The organism is Lujinxingia litoralis, from assembly GCF_003260125.1.
GTDB lineage: Bacteria > Myxococcota_A > Bradymonadia > Bradymonadales > Bradymonadaceae > Lujinxingia > Lujinxingia litoralis.
Window position 1 is genome coordinate 426,503 of the sequence record NZ_QHKO01000005.1, and the last position, 14,959, is coordinate 441,461.

Here is a 14,959-nt window from a genome sequence, read left to right on the forward strand (position 1 = left end):
CACAGCGCCTTAAGCGTGCCGGCGTGCTCCGGGGCGCGGCGCTTAAAGCGGACATGTGAATTCGTGGACTCCCCCAATGCCCCCATCGAGGTCCTTCATGCTGACCGTGCACCACCTCAATAACTCGCGCTCCCACCGCATCATCTGGCTGCTCGAAGAACTCGGCGTCGACTACCAGATCAAGCGATACCAGCGCGATCCCCTCACCCAACTCGCCCCGCCCGAGCTGCGCGAGATCCATCCCCTGGGCAAGGCCCCCGTGGTCAGCGATGGCGATCAGGTCCTGGCGGAGTCGGGCGCGATTCTGGAGTACCTGGTCGATCGCTACGGGGAAGGCCGGTTGCGCCCGGCTCCGAATACGCCGGAGCACCTGCGCTACACCTACTGGATGCACTATGCCGAGGGTTCGGCGATGAGCCCGCTCCTCTTAAAGGTGGTGTTCCATGAACTGGGGCGTCAGGGGCCCCTGCTGCTGCGTCCGCTGCTCAAGGGAGTGGCCGGCGCGGTGAATAAGGCGTTGATCGCCCCGCAGATTCGCAGCCACATGGACTACTGGGAGGCCGAACTGGGCAAGAGTGCCTATCTGGTCGGCGATACGCTGACGGCGGCCGACATTCAGATGAGCTTCCCGCTGGAAGCGGCCATCGAACGCGCCGACGCTGCGCGTTACCCCCGGGTGCGCGCCCTGGTCGATGCCTTCCGGGAGCGTCCGGCCTACCAGCGGGCGATCGCGCGGGGAGGGGAGTACTCGCTGGCCTTTGGCGCTGCCTGATGCGCCACGTGTGTGGGGGAAGCCGACGCGCTGCCACTGCCAGGTGGCGGAATCGGCACCCCACATACACGGGTACATAATAAGGAGGGAAACGCCGGCAACGTGTGTTCCGCGCCCCCCCTCTACCCCTTCTTACCTCGCTCTACCTTCGCCACGGCCCCTGCGCGCACCCCGAAAGAAGAGGGGCTTCAGGCCCGGACGATCCGTAAATTCGCTCCCAAAATGCACGCAACACTCATTCAGAGTCCCCCCTATTAAGATTTAAACATCGCATTACGATAAAACTATCTCATTTGGGCCAGTTGAAGCGACGAAATTACATTATTTGTGAAATGGGTGGAAAAAGTCGTTGACACCCCGGGCCTCTCCACATACCTTCCATCTCGTCGACGCGGCACACCTCTTCGGAGCAGCAGCGACGACACGGCCGAAAGCCACTGACGAATTTCGAACCTTTTCGAAATCGGGCTTGACGCCAACGAGGTCCGGACTTAATGTCCGCCTCCGCTCAACGCGACGCCAAAACGGGCCGCAGCGAGCAACGTTGAGAAAGTTTGAAAAAACATCTTGACAGCAACAAACNTTTGGCGTCGCGTTGAGCGGAGGCGCTTTCTACTTAGTGCCAGCCTCCTCGTCAAGGATGTTTTGCATCCTTAACTCCCTTTCAGTTTGCAACCGGTGAGGGCCGCTCCCCGAAGGGATGCGCTTTATGAGGGATGGCGACGAAAGCGTCAAGGACTTTTACGGGATTTATTTTCCCCACCGCTCAATAAGCGCGCAAGCCATTGTATTTACTACGGTAATTGAACGACGACCATTTCTTGATGACCATCGCCACGCGGATCGCCGCCCGGCCGATTCCCGCCCAATCGAAGGGCTGGGTAAGCGCCCCTCTCCTTGTTCGGCCCGTGTTTATGCGGGATCTTCCGGGTATCGGTCGCGATCATCCATCGGGATCACCGGTGATCGCCCTACACACTTCACCCGCCCCCTTATATATAGGGGCTAACTTTCCTACTGCGCCTCGGCGCACTCTATGAGGACCTCATGCGCATCATTGCCGGCTCCGCCCGTGGCCGAAAGCTCGCCAGCCTCCCGACCGACGCCATTCGTCCCACCAGCGATCGTGTACGCGAGTCGCTCTTCTCGATCCTGGGTGATGTGCACGATCTGGTGGTGGTCGACGGCTTCGCAGGCAGTGGCGCTCTGGGCCTGGAGGCTATCAGCCGGGGAGCCCGACGCGCTTACTTCTTCGATCGCTCCTCCCGCGCCACCTCTCTTATAAAGGACAACGCCCAACGCGTGCGGGCCGGGCGGCGAGCGATCATAGAGCGCTGCACCTTCCGTCAGGGACTCGAGGAACATCTGGGTCAGGAGACCCCCGATCTCTGGTTCATCGATCCCCCCTACCACACCACGCTTGCCCATAAGGCTCTCCAGCAGATGGCCACCTCGCCGCGGGTCACGCCGGGAGCACTGGTGATCTGGGAGTCGGACGTGGAGGAGACGGTTCCACAGATCGACGCTTTTGAACTGGAGGACGAACGCATTTACGGGCGTGTGCGCATCCAGTTCTTAAGGCGTCGCGAGGATCGCGCAGAGGAGCTCTCGGGGGCCTCGGCCGACTGAGGCCAACTCCACGGACCGCGCTCCGCGGATCGCAGATGGAGTCTGGCGTGCTCTCCCTGCGACGCAGCCCCTACGTCGATACGCCTGCCTCTCGGCGCGCTGCCCCACTTCCCTCGGGTTGCTGGCCGGGGGCATTTCCCTTAATCATCAACCTTTACCATGGTCGCCTTAAGCTGCGACCCCAGTACCGATCACAAGGATCTTCCCTATGCGTCGTACCGCCATCTATCCCGGTAGTTTTGATCCGCTGACCTACGGACATATCAGCATCATCGAACGGGGGCTGAAGATCTTTGACGAAGTGGTGGTAGGCATCGCTATCAACATTCGCAAGACCCCGCTCTTCTCCACCGAGGAGCGCATCGCGCTCATTGAGCAGTCATTTCCCGGCGAAGATCGCCTCAAGGTGGAGACCTTCGAGGGGCTTCTGGTCGATTACGCCTCTCGGCGCGGGTGCGAGGTGATCTTGCGCGGCCTGCGCGCGGTCAGCGACTTTGAGTACGAGCTGCAAATGGCCAACATGAACCGTAAGCTCAACGCGTCCATTGAGACCGTCTTCTTAATGACCGAAGAGTCCCACTTCTATGTGAGTTCGGGGCTCGTAAAAGAAGTCGCACGTTTCGGCGGCTCGGTGCATGAACAGGTACCTCCGCATGTGCATGAAGCCCTGAAGGCAAAGTTCAACACCGACTGAACTCGCCAGGGCCTGCTTGTTGTTTAGTAACTGATGTGCTTCCGAATTCCCTGAACCTGGCTTTCGGCCTGAGGGCCGACACGCACCAACGAGGTCGCAACGTGATCAAACTCAGCCATCGTATCGGACAGGTGGAACCCTCGCCGACCCTCGCGATCACCGCGCGCGCTAAAGAGCTGAAGGCTCAGGGCATCGACATCATTAGCTTTGGTGCCGGCGAACCGGACTTTGATACGCCACAACCGGTGGTCGATGCGGCGATCCGGGCGCTGAAAGAGGGTAAGACCCGCTACACGGCTGCCTCTGGATTGCCCGAGCTTCGCCAGGCGATCGCGCAGCGCTACAAGAGCCGCGGCCGCGAGGTTGCCGCCAATCAGGTCATCGTGACCGTCGGCGGCAAGCAGGCCCTCTACAATGCCACGCAGGCGATCTTCAACGAGGGTGATCGCGTGCTCATCCCGGCGCCCTACTGGGTGAGTTATCCGGCGCAACTTCGTCTGGCGGGCGCTGAGCCCGTGATCTTGAGCACCCGCAGCGAGGAGGATTTCAAACTCACCGCCGCCGCGCTGCGCGCGGCGCTGGAGCAGGCGCCGACCCGCGGCCTGATCCTCTGCTCGCCATCCAATCCCACCGGCGCCACCTACACCGCCGACGAGCTGCGCGCGTTGGCCACCGTCCTGAGGGACTTCCCCGAAGTGGTGGTCTTCTACGATGCCATGTACGACGAGCTCTACTACCAGGGAGCGCTCGCCCCGGACCTGGTGGCGTCGGCCCCGGAGCTGGAGGGGCGAGTGATTACCTTTAACGGGTTTAGCAAAACCTTTGCGATGACCGGCTGGCGCCTGGGCTATGCGATTGGTCCGGCAGAAGTCATCGCCGCCCTGGGCACCCTGCAGAGCCAGTCCACCTCCAACGCGACCTCCTTTGCCCAGTATGGCGCGCTGGCCTGCTTTGAGCTGGATGACTCCCTGCTGGCCGAACGGCGCCAGGCCTTTATGAAGCGTCGCGATCTGATCGTGGGACTGCTGCGGGAGATCCCGGGGGTGATCTGCCCCGAGCCCACCGGGGCGTTCTACGCCTTTGCGGACTTCTCGGCCTACATCGGCGATGCCCCCGGGCAGTTTAAGAGCGATGTTGCGCTCAGCGAGTTTTTGCTGGAGGAGGCGCGCGTGGCTGTCGTGCCGGGCTCGGCCTTCGGGCACCCGGGCGGGCTGCGACTGAGCTACGCCACCGGGGAATCGCTCATCCAGGAGGGGCTGCGCCGCATTCAGCAGGCCCTGAACGATCGGCCGGATTGAGCGCGCGTCGTCTCGCGGAAACAAAAAAGCCGCGCCCCTTATCGGGGGCGCGGCTTTTTTAGGCTCATCGCCTGGCGAGCTCTACGACCTCAGCGGCAGGTCTCGGGCGTGATATCGAGCGCCCCACTCGTGCACTGCAGTACCACCGCGCACTCCGGGCAGGTGTTGCCCGGGCAGAAGCTAATGGCCGGCCGCGCCTCGCAGACGCCGCTCTCGGTGTTGCACGTGTAGTTCACCGAGTTCCCCTCCGGGTCGCTGACGCCGGTCGGGCAATCGGAGTCCCGAGAGCAGGTCACGACATCGGTGTCACCGCTGCAGTTGTTATCGATCCCGTCACAGACCTCGGCCTTGCCCGGGTTGATGTCCGGGTTGGTATCGTCGCAGTCTTCCTGAGCGTTCGGGCAGTTACGGCGGTCGGTGCCCGGGGCCCCGTAGCCGTCCTCATCCTCATCGATGCAGGGATACTGATCGTTGATATCCCCGCGGCGCACGCAGGTGTTCTCGACCGAGCAGATGAACTGGGGAGCCAGGCAGTCCTCATCGCTCTCGCAGTAGTATACGCCCTCCTCGGTCGCGTCGAAGGCCACCGAGCAGGCCGCCGCCTGGAGGGTCAGCGCCAGCAGAGCCAGCGCGCTTATCATAAGGCGAAGTCGCATGATCGTCCTCAATCTCAAGTCTCTCCGGCCCATGGCCGGGTGACGTCGCAAAAGTCGCAGAACCTCAGAAGCGCAGCTTCGCGCCCATGCCCACCGCCTCCGGACTCACGCTGGGCGTCAGGCGCAGCGCGCGGTACCAGGGCTGATCGCGATCGCCCAGGGCGATCTCCTCGGCCGGATCGCTATCGAGCACAAAGAGCAGCACGCTGGTCACGGCCAGACCACCCGAGAGCGCGTAGAAGACGTTGGCCGTGAGCGCATCGCTCTCAATGTCGCGCTGGAGCGCCTGAGCCTGACGCTGCGTCAACTCCACATAGGTGCCATCGTCGTTGCGGCTGAACTGCTCGGTCTCGGCCATGCCCTCATCGACCTTCAACCCGAAGAAGATCCCCGTACCCAGGCTCACCGCCGACAACCCGGCGGTGGCAAAGGCCATGATCCGGCGCACGTTGACGTCGCGCTCCACGTAGCCGGGATCTTCGGGACGCAGCTCGCGCACGCCGAAGACCTCGTTAACGCCTCCCTGCACCGCGTCGAGCACGGCCGAGAAGGAGCTCAGGTCGCTGATGGTATGGTAGTTCAAGAAGAGGCGGTCGCGCACATCGAAGTAGTCGATGTTCAGGGTGTAGCTGCCCCCGGCGCGGCTGACCCGGGCCTGAACGATGCGATCGACCTGAGCGCTGCGGCCCACGTTGGCCAGGCAGAGCGACTCCGCCGAGCAGTAGGACGGATCGCGATCTTCGAGCGCCGGCAGAAGATCGGCGTCCCCGTAGACATCGATGCCCTCAATGGTGTTGACCGCGTCGCGCAGGGCATCCTGCAGCGTCTGCCGATCCCCGGCGCTGAGCCCGGCCAGGGGAACCGCGATCACGCCCACGGCCGGACGCGTTTCACCGGAAGGCGCCGGATCGTTCTGGACGTCTTCGACATCAAAGGTCATGCCCTCTTCGTCGATGGGCTCAACATCTTCTTCATCGAAGGTCATGCCCTGGGCGAACGCGGCCGAAGGGGTCAGGGTAAGGCCCACAGCGAGCGCGACGATCGCGCTGGCAAGCAGGCTGGACGTGGTTCTCATGGAGCGCTCTCTGCTTCGCGAGGGTTGGAGTCGTTTCCAGGCCACCGTCACAGGTGGCACTGCAGTTCAGGTCTCGGATGCGGCAGCGACAACGCACTGCCACGATCGGGTGCCTTCGGGATTAGCATAGCCCGGCGAAGGGGCGCAACAAAAGGGCCCCTCGCCACACCAGGCCCCTGGCCACGCCTTAGGAAGATCCCCCGCCTCCCGCCTCGTCTTGGCCACGCTCTCCCGCGGGGCCCCCCGGTGGTTGCCCCGGAGGACCGCCCCGACTATAAACGCCCGGCCAGAGACCAGCGCGCTAAACCTCCACCATGAGGACGTCCGTGAAACCGGAACGCAGAGCGGGGGAACCCACTGAGGCCGCCGACCAAGAGCAGCCCGCCGAGACCGATGAAGTTCTGCTCCCCCACGACCTGCCTATCCTGGAGGAAGGAGGCCTGGCGGAAGCCTCGGAGGTGGAGCTCAGCGAAGACGCCCGACGCGAGCGTCTGGAGCTGGCCGCTCAGCTCTCGCGCCGACCGATGTCCTCGGCGATGCTCGAGCGCCTGGGGCGCTGGCTGAGCTTTCTGGGCCGCCTGCTCTTTGCCCACGTGCTCTTTGAGCGCCGCGGCATCGACGCGATCCGCGACTGCGCCGAGCGGGGCACGGTGGTCTACACCATGGAGACCCACAGCCGGCTCGATTACTTCTACTTCAACTACGCCTTTCTCAAGCACGAGCTGCCCCGGGCGCGCTTTGCTAACGATCTGATCGTGCGCCCCTGGCGGGCCTTCTGGGAGACGCTGGTCAATCTGGTGCGCCGCCGCCGCATCCCGGGCCCGCGCAAGATGGAGGCGCTGATCCTGCGCGACGAGGCAACCTTTCTCTTTCTGCAGCGTCCCCGCCAGAAAGCCGAAGATCGAGTCACCTACAGCCAGCCCTACCTCTACCGTCTCATCCAGACCCAGCGCCGCCAGGAGACCCCGATCTTCGTGGTGCCCCTCTTCCTCTTCTGGGAGAAGCGCCCCGACCCGCGCCGCGCCAGCCTCCTCGACGAGCTCTTCGGCACGGTGCAGTCGCCGGGCTTTTTCCGAAAGCTGGTCAACTACGTGCAGACCTTCTGGCAGACCTTCTTTAAGTTCGGCCAGCCCATGGTCCAGGTCTCCAGCGCCATCAACCTCCAGGAGTTTCTGCGCGAGTACCCGGGCGCCGATTCCTCGGACGCCTCCGAGCTCTTGCGCGCTCGCCTGGAGGAGTTCATCCGCCAGGAACGCCACGTGATCCTGGGCCCCACCGCCTCCTCCCGCGAGCAGGTCGAGCGCCAGGTACTCGCCAGGCCGGAGCTCGTCGACGCGATGCGCGAGCACGCCGAGCACACCGGCCAGGACGAACTCAGCGTGCGGCGCCAGGCCCAGAAACTCTTTGCCGAGATCGCCGCCGATCCCAGCCTGCTGATGATCAAGATCTTCAGCGCGACCCTGAGCCTGGTCTGGTACCGCATCTACGACGGCCTGGAGGTCGACGAAGAAGGGCTGGAGCGGGTGCGAGAACAGGCCAAAACCAGCGCCATCGTGCTGGTCCCCAGCCATAAGAGCCACATCGACTACCTGGTCTTAAGCTACGTCTTCTACCACTACGGGTTGATCCCCCCGCATATCGCCGCCGGGGTCAACCTGAGCTTCTGGCCCCTGGGCCCGCTCTTTCGCCGCGCCGGCGCCTTCTTTATCCGTCGCAGCTTCAAGGGCGAAGACCTCTACCCGGTGGTCTTTCGCGAGTACCTGATCCGGGTCTTGGAAGAGCAGTACCCGGTGGAGTTCTTCATCGAGGGCACGCGCAGCCGCACCGGCAAGCTGATCAAACCCAAGTACGGGATGCTCGATATGATGGTGCGGGCCTTTGCCAGCGGACGCCTCGACGCGATCAAGATCGTGCCCATCTCGGTGGGCTACGAGAAGATCATCGAAGAGCGCACCTACCGCCGTGAACTTTTGGGCGAAGAGAAGCAAAAGGAGAGCCTGGCCGGGCTGCTCAAGACCCCGAAGTTTCTGACCAGCAAGAAGGGCCGCCTCTACGTGGAGTTCGACGAGCCCATCGATCTCGGCGACTACTTCGCGCGTTTTGGCATCGACCGCCTGCAACCCGAAGATGATGCCCTGGACGCGCTGACCGTGCGCCTGGCCCACCGCATCATCTACGACATCAACCGCGTGACCACCATCTCGCCAACCGCGCTGGTGGCCACGGTGCTGCTTAATAACCCGGATCGCGACGCCTCGATCTCGCGGGCACGCCTGCTCCATGAGCTGGGCTTTTTGCTGCACTTTATGACCCGACAAGACCCGCCGGTGCGCCTCTCCGGCGCGCTGCGCGAGGCCCTGGCCAGTCGCCAGGCCGCCCTCGACGCCCTCAAACAGGTCCACCCCGAGCAGCACCCGCCGGTGAGCCTGGCCTACGATGAACACGCCGACCTCAACGATCTGGAGCGCCAGCACCTGGAGTCGGCCATGGGACGCGCGGTGGCCTCGGTGATCGACCGGGCGCTGGCGATCTTCGAGAAGGAGAAGCAGGTCCAGATCCACGGGAAACACCACGCCCGCACCTACACCCTGGCCCCCCAGGCGCGCCACGAGATCGCCTACTACCGCAACACCCTGGTGCACCACTTCGTCCCCGAGGGGCTGCTGGCCAGCGCCATAGCCAGCTTCAACTCCCCGGCCATCGCGCTGGATCGCCTCATGGATCAGACCCTCTTTTTGAGCCGCCTCTTTAAGTACGAGTGGATCTACGAGGAGCGCGCCGAATTTAAGAACGTGTTCATGCGCACCCTGGACGACTTCGCTACCCAGGGATGGGTCACCCTCTCCCGGGCCGAAGAGGACCAACAAGTCCAGATCACCGAACCTCGCCAGGAGCTCGACTACCTGCGGCGAATGGTGCTGACCTTCATCGAAGCCTACGCGTTGATGTTCCGCCGACTCCCCGACCTGGTGGAGGCCCCGGTGGAGCGCGATCCGCTGATCAAAGAGGTGATCGCCCGCGGACGCGAAGAGCTCTCCAAAGGCCAGGTGCACTTTGAGGAGAGCCTCTCCAAGCCCACGCTGCTCAACGCGCTGCGCCTGCTGGAGGACTGGGGCGTGCTGGTGCGTCACACCACCCCGGGACGCCGTCGCGAGACGATCAGCTATCAGGTTCACGCAGACTGGGCCGATGGCCAGCGCTACCGCACGCTGCTCACGCGCCTGGAGACCCTCCTCAACCCGGCCCACACCGACTAAAGGGGCGCGCGCCGCCGACGCCACCGCTCGGGCGCGCGCGAGGTCGGGAAGTTTAAGGAACCTTAAACCGTATAAACATACACTCATCGGGGGTTGGCCCGGTTGACGCGGTGCGTAAACTTTCGGACGATGCCCCGATGAATGACCCGTCATTCAGTCCATCACAAAAGCCAGTACCCGTAACTTTGGAGATCTTTGACCATGAGCGCTGAAAAACCCCAGGGCTGTGCCTTTCTTACCAACGAAGTCGGCTCCGAACGCATTTTCACTCCGGAGGACTTCACCGAGGACCAGCGCATGTTTGGTCAAACGGCCACCGACTTCATGAACCGCGAAGTCCTGCCCCTGGTGGAGACGCTGGAGAAGAACCCTTCGGGAGACTTCTCCGAGATGGTCGAGCTCCTCAAGAAAGCCGGCGAAGTCGGGCTCTTGATGATCGACATCCCCGAGCAATACGGGGGCCTGGAGGTCGATAAGACGACCTCGATGATCGTGATCGAACACCTCTCCAAGTACTCGGCCTGGGCCACCACCTACGGGGCGCATACCGGCATCGGCATGCAGCCGCTGATGTACTTCGGCAATCACGAGCAGAAAGAAAAATGGCTCCCGAAATTTGCCACCGGTGAGGTGATCGGTGCCTACGCGCTGACCGAGCCGGGCAGCGGCTCGGACGCGCTGGCGGCCAAGACCCGGGCCGAGCTCAGCGAGGATGGCGAGCACTACATCCTCAACGGCTCCAAGATGTGGATCACCAACGCCGGGTTTGCCGACCTCTTCACGGTCTTTGCCCAGGTCGACGGCGATAAATTCACCGCCTTTCTGGTCGAAGCCGATCGCCCCGGCGTCTCCACCGGCGCCGAAGAGCATAAGATGGGGCTCAAGGGCTCATCGACCCGCCTGCTCAACCTGGAGAACGTCAAGGTCCCCAAAGAGAACCTCCTCGGCGAGATCGGCAAAGGGCATAAGATCGCCTTTAACATCCTGAACATCGGGCGCTTTAAGCTGGGTGTGGGGACGCTGGGCGGCGGCAAGCGCACCATCGAGGTGGCCACGCGCTACGCCAAGGAGCGCGTGCAGTTCAACACCCCGATCGCCGAGTTCGGCGCCATCCGCGCCAAGCTGGCGAAGATGGCGGTGAAGCTCTACACGCTGGAGTCCATGAGCTACCGCGTGGCCGGCTACATGGATCGCAGCCTGGATGTGCTCGACTCCAGCGCTCCGGATTACATCGCGAAGATGATGAAGGAGATCGAGGAGTTTGCCGTCGAAGACTCCATCATGAAGGTCTACGGCTCCGAGGCCATGGACTTTGCGGCCGACGAGGCGGTGCAGATTCACGGGGGTTACGGCTACTCGGCCGAGTACGAGGTGGAGCGCCTCTATCGCGACAGCCGCATCAACCGCATCTTTGAGGGCACCAACGAGATCAACCGGATGCTCATCCCGGGGATGATCCTCAAGCGGACCATGAAGGGTCAGCTCAACCTCTTTGAGATGATTCAGAAGCTCGAAGTGGCGCTGGCCGGCGAACAGCCCCAGGCCCCGGAACAGGGCAACGATCCGAGCCTGGCCTTTGAGAAGTTCTTGACGGAGCAGGCCAAGAAGATCGTGGTCTACAGCGCCAACCACGCCATTCAGAAGCATATGGCCGATCTTCGCGATCAGCAGGAGCTGCTCTTTGAGCTGGCCGACATGATCAGCGCCATCTACGCCATGGATAGCACCGTGGCTCGTACCCTGCAGCTGGTGGAGTCGAAGGGTTTTGAGGCCACCGAGCTTCATCGGGCGGCGACCCTGATCACGCTGGCGGACTCCTACAGCATCATCCGTTCGGCGGCCGAGCGCCTGCTCTACAACCTGGCTTCTGGCGAGAAGCTCGATCGCCATCTGGCGGCTCTGGATAAGCTCACGCTGCACCCGCGCATCGACGTGATCGGCCTGCAGAAGATCGTGGCCGACGCGGTGATCGAGCGCGAGAAGTATCCCTTCTAAGCCTCCACCAAAAAGCGCCGGCCTCCCGGATGGCGTTGCCATCCGGGAGGCCGGCGCTTCTTTTCGTTAAGGCCCGGACAGTGTGGGCGGCCCCCTGAAGGACTGCTCAGAGTTGGACCGGGCCCTGGTCGATGCAGCGCGCGCCGAGCTCCGGATCGTGGCTGACGACGAGCAGGTCATCGGGATGCGAGGCCAGATGAGCGCGCACATCGAGGATGGAACGCTGCACCAGCTCCAGCTCCAGCGCCGAAGTGCGGGGCATCCACCCCAGGCCCTGCCCCTCGAGTATCTGCCCGGTGGTAAAGGCCACATCGCCGCCAAAGAGCACATGACGTCCGTCGGCCAGGCGCACCCTAAAGCTGGTATGACCTGCGGAATGCCCCGGGGTGGCAAACGCCTGAACCGAGCCGTCGCCGAGCAAATCGAGCCCCGGCATCCCCTGCCCCAGGCGAGGCGCTTCGCCAAAGAGCGCAACGCGCTCGCCGAGCGCGTGGTAGTCGCCGCGGGCGTAGCCCGCGCTCAGCCCGCTGCCGGTGGCAAACGCCCACTCCTCGTCGCTGATATGGCAGCGGGTCGTGCCCAACGAGGGAAGCGCGCCGGTATGATCGTAATGGAGGTGGGTTAAAAAGACGTGCTGCAGAGCTTCGGGCTCAAACCCCAGCTCGCGCACCCGCTCGGGGATCGACCACTCGGGTTTGAAGGCCATGCCAGCCAGGCGCAGTGCCCGCCCGAGCGCGCCGCCCAGGTTTAAAGGCCCCCTGGGTCCGAAGGAGGCATCGAAGAGCAGCGGCCCCTGCTCGCGGTGCACCGCCAGCGCGCAGAGCAGCGGCAAGCGCACGCTTTTGAGGCCGGAGCCGGCCACCATCACCAGACCGGGGACGCGCATGTACGCGCAATGAAACAACCAGACAGATTCGATCACCACGACCTCAACAGCCTATCCACACCGACGCCCCGGTTGCTTGAAGACCGGCCACCGCGCGCCATCTTCGCCCGGAGCCTCACTCTGCGACCACGCGCCGCACGCTGGCATCGGCAAGGGGGGCGGCGCCGTTGCTTTCGGCGCGGGCAATGAAGAAAGAGAGCAGCGCCACGCCCAGACCACCGACCACAAAGATGATGATCGAGTAATGGCGCATGCCGCGCCGGTACTCCGGATCATTCTTATCGAGGAACTTCTTAGGCTTAGGACGGGACGTGTGGGGCATGGGCTCCTCGTGAGGGGAAGACTTCGATGGATCAGGTAGCGCGGCGCATGCCTGCGACGAAATCTTCGTCGAGGCCGGCTCGGCGGCGAGCTTCGGGGTTGAAGTTCGCGCCACGGGCGCGGGCGGGCTCATTATGGAAGGTCAGGTTCTGGCAGTAAATTTCAAACGAGGATTGCCCCTGCGGGGTATTTTGTCGCAGCCAGCTGGCACCAAAGCCCACGTGATGAATCTCGTCCTCGAAGATCTTCTCCAGGATTTGCGCGGTCTTGAGATCGCCCACCCGGCGGAATTGCTCCTCGAAGTAGGGAGCGTGATCGAGGTTGCCCTGTTCAAAGGTCAGGTTCATGGCGCAGACCCACTTCAGTGGCGAGGTCAGCGAGGGCGCACAGCGCCAGAAGTGGTCATTGACAGGAAGATCACCAAAGCGAGCACCAAGCTCGGCGATGCGATCGGCATAGAGCTTCAGGTGGCATTGCTCATCGGCGATCAAGCGCACCATTCCGGCCCGAAACGACGCCGGCGCCTCGGGGTATGCCAGCAGCGCCCAGGCCATCAACTCGATGGCCATCAGCTCGTGATTGGCAAAGGTGTGCAGCGCCCGCACCGCCATCTCGGGCTCGGCCAGGTTATCGGGGTGCGGAAACTTAAAACGATGCCGACGCGGGGCGATCTCCAACTCGGGAGGGCGGCCCGGAGCGCTCCAGGCCCGGGGCTCGCCGGGGTCGTGATCGGTGAGCGCAGCGTAGCCTCCCTCGGGAGGCATCAGTTTCTGCTCCAGCGTGGTGGCGTGAAGGAGGCGCTCGGCGAAGTCGCGAAGGCGCATAGAGGTTCCGGGTGCTGCGGGATCTTAGCCGCTGATAAACTGCTGCATGCGCGAGGCCGTGTCGGCATGAGCCTGACGCGCACGGGCCATCAACTGGCCGAGATCGACCCCGACGAGCTCCCCGCCGGCCACAAGCTCTTTGCCCGAGGCAAAGACGTGACGCACGTTATGCTTCTGCGCGGTGTAGACCAGGCGAGCGTACACGTCGCCTCCCGGGCCACAGCCCGGGTCATTGTCGAGGTCGAAGGCGATCAGATCGGCCGACTTTCCGACTTCCAACGAGCCGATCTCATCGCCCAGGCCCAGCGCGCGGGCGCCGTCGATGGTGGCCAGACGCATCACGCGCTCGGCCGGCATGGCCTGCGGTCCGTGGAAGGGCTTCTGCAAAAGCGCCGCCAGGCGCATCTCGATAAAGGCATCGAGGTTGTTGTTGCAGGGGGCGCCGTCGGCGCCCAGCGCCACGCGCACGCCCAGCTTATCGTAGCGGGGCATGTTGGCGATGCCGCTGGCCAGCTTCAGGTTGCTGGAGGGGCAGTGGCAGATGCAGGTCTGGGTCTGGGCCAGGATGGAGCAGTCGTCATCGTCGACATGCACGCCGTGGGCGAGCACGCTGCGCTCGCCGGTGATGCCCACCTCTTTGAGGAACGCGATGTTGCTCACCCCGTAGCGCTCGCGGGTGAAGTCGTTTTCGTAGGTGGTCTCGGAGGCGTGGGTGTGAATATGGCACCCGAGGTCGCGGGAGGCCTGCCCCACCTCGCGCAGAAGTTCTTCGGTGCAGCTGACCGCAAAGCGCGGGGCGAAGGCGTACTGAATGCGCCCTTCGGCCGCCCCGTGCCAGGTGTCATAAAGACGCAGGCTCTCTTTGATGCTCTCGGCGGTGACCTCCCGCATGGGCTCGGGCACCTCATCGCCCAGGTCCATCATGCACTTGCCGATGTGCGCGCGGATGCCGCTCTCAGCCACCGCCTCGCCAATGGCGTCGGTGTGATGCACGGTGCCCATATCCAGGATCGCGGTGGTACCGCCCAGGATCAGCTCGGCCAGCCCCACACGCGCGCTCACGCCGAGCGTCTCATGGGTCAGCGCGGCCTCGTAAGGCCAGATCCGGCGCTTGAGCCAGTCGATGAGCACCATATCGTCGGCGTGGTTACGCATCAGGGTCTGGCAGAGGTGGATGTGGCACTGCACAAAGCCCGGGGTGATGACGTGACCGCTCATATCGAGCTGGCGCGCCCCCTGAGCCTGCTGCGGATCGACGGTGCCAATGGCCGTGATGCGACCGTCTTCGATGAGCAGGTCGCCCTCGACGACATCACCTTGGGCGTTCATGGTGACCAGCGTGGCGTTCTTGAGCCAGGTTCGTGCAGACATCAAGTGTTCCTCAACGTGGGTGATTCCAGGCCGGGCCCGGCCGAGCAAAAGCGTGGCAGGCTACCACAGCGGCGCGCAGCCTGCCACCGATCCGGCGCACTGTTCAAGGGGCAGCCGCTGAGCCATAATGCGGCCGAGTACGACGTGCAGGCGCCGGCGCCATGGTCGCCGGGAGAAGGAT

Annotated in this window: 12 protein-coding genes; 6 read left to right on the forward strand and 6 right to left on the reverse strand. The window is 63.6% G+C overall.

Annotation, left to right across the window (positions count from 1 at the left end):
• Positions 1-97: 97 nt before the first annotated feature.
• From DL240_RS13215 to DL240_RS13230, 4 genes are all read left to right on the forward strand, one after another.
• Positions 98-772: a glutathione S-transferase family protein gene (locus DL240_RS13215; protein WP_111730371.1), complete on the forward strand. Its 675-nt coding sequence runs from the start codon at positions 98-100 to the stop codon at positions 770-772.
• Positions 773-1,819: 1,047 nt separating this feature from the next.
• Entirely contained in the window at positions 1,820-2,401 is a 582-nt protein-coding gene (rsmD, locus tag DL240_RS13220; RefSeq protein ID WP_111730372.1) for a 16S rRNA (guanine(966)-N(2))-methyltransferase RsmD, read from the forward strand.
• 208 nt (positions 2,402-2,609) lie between these two features.
• Positions 2,610-3,095: a pantetheine-phosphate adenylyltransferase gene (gene coaD / locus DL240_RS13225; RefSeq protein ID WP_111730373.1), complete on the forward strand. Its 486-nt coding sequence runs from the start codon at positions 2,610-2,612 to the stop codon at positions 3,093-3,095.
• 101 nt (positions 3,096-3,196) lie between these two features.
• The gene (locus DL240_RS13230; RefSeq protein ID WP_199589810.1) at positions 3,197-4,393 is read left to right on the forward strand and encodes a pyridoxal phosphate-dependent aminotransferase; all 1,197 of its coding nucleotides are present in this window, start codon (positions 3,197-3,199) and stop codon (positions 4,391-4,393) included.
• Positions 4,394-4,482: 89 nt separating this feature from the next.
• On the opposite strand, the gene DL240_RS13235 is transcribed toward DL240_RS13230, so the two are convergent.
• Both DL240_RS13235 and DL240_RS13240 read right to left on the reverse strand, forming a co-directional pair.
• Positions 4,483-5,049: a putative metal-binding motif-containing protein gene (locus DL240_RS13235; RefSeq protein ID WP_199589811.1), complete on the reverse strand. Its 567-nt coding sequence runs from the start codon at positions 5,047-5,049 to the stop codon at positions 4,483-4,485.
• Positions 5,050-5,113: 64 nt separating this feature from the next.
• Positions 5,114-6,124, reverse strand: a complete 1,011-nt coding sequence (locus DL240_RS13240; RefSeq protein WP_111730375.1) for a hypothetical protein — start codon at positions 6,122-6,124, stop codon at positions 5,114-5,116.
• Positions 6,125-6,450: 326 nt separating this feature from the next.
• Here DL240_RS13240 and DL240_RS13245 point away from each other — a divergent pair, with 326 nt between their 5' ends.
• Both DL240_RS13245 and DL240_RS13250 read left to right on the forward strand, forming a co-directional pair.
• Positions 6,451-9,381 carry a 1-acyl-sn-glycerol-3-phosphate acyltransferase gene (locus DL240_RS13245; protein WP_158542558.1) on the forward strand — a complete coding sequence of 977 codons (2,931 nt, stop codon included), beginning with the start codon at positions 6,451-6,453 and terminating at the stop codon, positions 9,379-9,381.
• Positions 9,382-9,582: 201 nt separating this feature from the next.
• Complete coding sequence (locus DL240_RS13250; RefSeq protein ID WP_111730377.1) at positions 9,583-11,376, forward strand: acyl-CoA dehydrogenase family protein; 1,794 nt, start codon at positions 9,583-9,585, stop codon at positions 11,374-11,376.
• 106 nt (positions 11,377-11,482) lie between these two features.
• Here the strand turns inward: DL240_RS13250 and DL240_RS13255 are convergent, their stop codons facing one another.
• The 4 genes from DL240_RS13255 to DL240_RS13270 all read right to left on the reverse strand — a co-directional run bounded on the left by DL240_RS13255 (position 11,483) and on the right by DL240_RS13270 (position 14,778).
• Entirely contained in the window at positions 11,483-12,298 is an 816-nt protein-coding gene (locus DL240_RS13255) for an MBL fold metallo-hydrolase (protein ID WP_111730378.1), read from the reverse strand.
• 79 nt (positions 12,299-12,377) lie between these two features.
• Positions 12,378-12,584 carry a hypothetical protein gene (locus DL240_RS13260; protein WP_111730379.1) on the reverse strand — a complete coding sequence of 69 codons (207 nt, stop codon included), beginning with the start codon at positions 12,582-12,584 and terminating at the stop codon, positions 12,378-12,380.
• A gap of 31 nt (positions 12,585-12,615) precedes the next feature.
• Positions 12,616-13,407 carry a DUF455 family protein gene (locus tag DL240_RS13265; RefSeq protein ID WP_111730380.1) on the reverse strand — a complete coding sequence of 264 codons (792 nt, stop codon included), beginning with the start codon at positions 13,405-13,407 and terminating at the stop codon, positions 12,616-12,618.
• A gap of 24 nt (positions 13,408-13,431) precedes the next feature.
• Positions 13,432-14,778, reverse strand: coding sequence for a 5'-deoxyadenosine deaminase (locus DL240_RS13270; RefSeq protein WP_111730381.1), 1,347 nt, complete (start codon positions 14,776-14,778; stop codon positions 13,432-13,434).
• Positions 14,779-14,959: the final 181 nt, after the last annotated feature.

What these genes read in the sequence shown, in the direction of transcription:
- DL240_RS13215 (WP_111730371.1), top strand. Translation starts at nt 98, where the DNA reads ATGCTGACCGTGCACCACCTCAATAACTCGCGCTCCCACCGCATCATC.
- rsmD (WP_111730372.1), top strand. Translation starts at nt 1,820, where the DNA reads ATGCGCATCATTGCCGGCTCCGCCCGTGGCCGAAAGCTCGCCAGCCTC.
- coaD (WP_111730373.1), top strand. Translation starts at nt 2,610, where the DNA reads ATGCGTCGTACCGCCATCTATCCCGGTAGTTTTGATCCGCTGACCTAC.
- DL240_RS13235 (WP_199589811.1), bottom strand. Translation starts at nt 5,049, where the DNA reads ATGCGACTTCGCCTTATGATAAGCGCGCTGGCTCTGCTGGCGCTGACC.
- DL240_RS13240 (WP_111730375.1), bottom strand. Translation starts at nt 6,124, where the DNA reads ATGAGAACCACGTCCAGCCTGCTTGCCAGCGCGATCGTCGCGCTCGCT.
- DL240_RS13250 (WP_111730377.1), top strand. Translation starts at nt 9,583, where the DNA reads ATGAGCGCTGAAAAACCCCAGGGCTGTGCCTTTCTTACCAACGAAGTC.
- DL240_RS13260 (WP_111730379.1), bottom strand. Translation starts at nt 12,584, where the DNA reads ATGCCCCACACGTCCCGTCCTAAGCCTAAGAAGTTCCTCGATAAGAAT.
- DL240_RS13265 (WP_111730380.1), bottom strand. Translation starts at nt 13,407, where the DNA reads ATGCGCCTTCGCGACTTCGCCGAGCGCCTCCTTCACGCCACCACGCTG.
- DL240_RS13270 (WP_111730381.1), bottom strand. Translation starts at nt 14,778, where the DNA reads ATGTCTGCACGAACCTGGCTCAAGAACGCCACGCTGGTCACCATGAAC.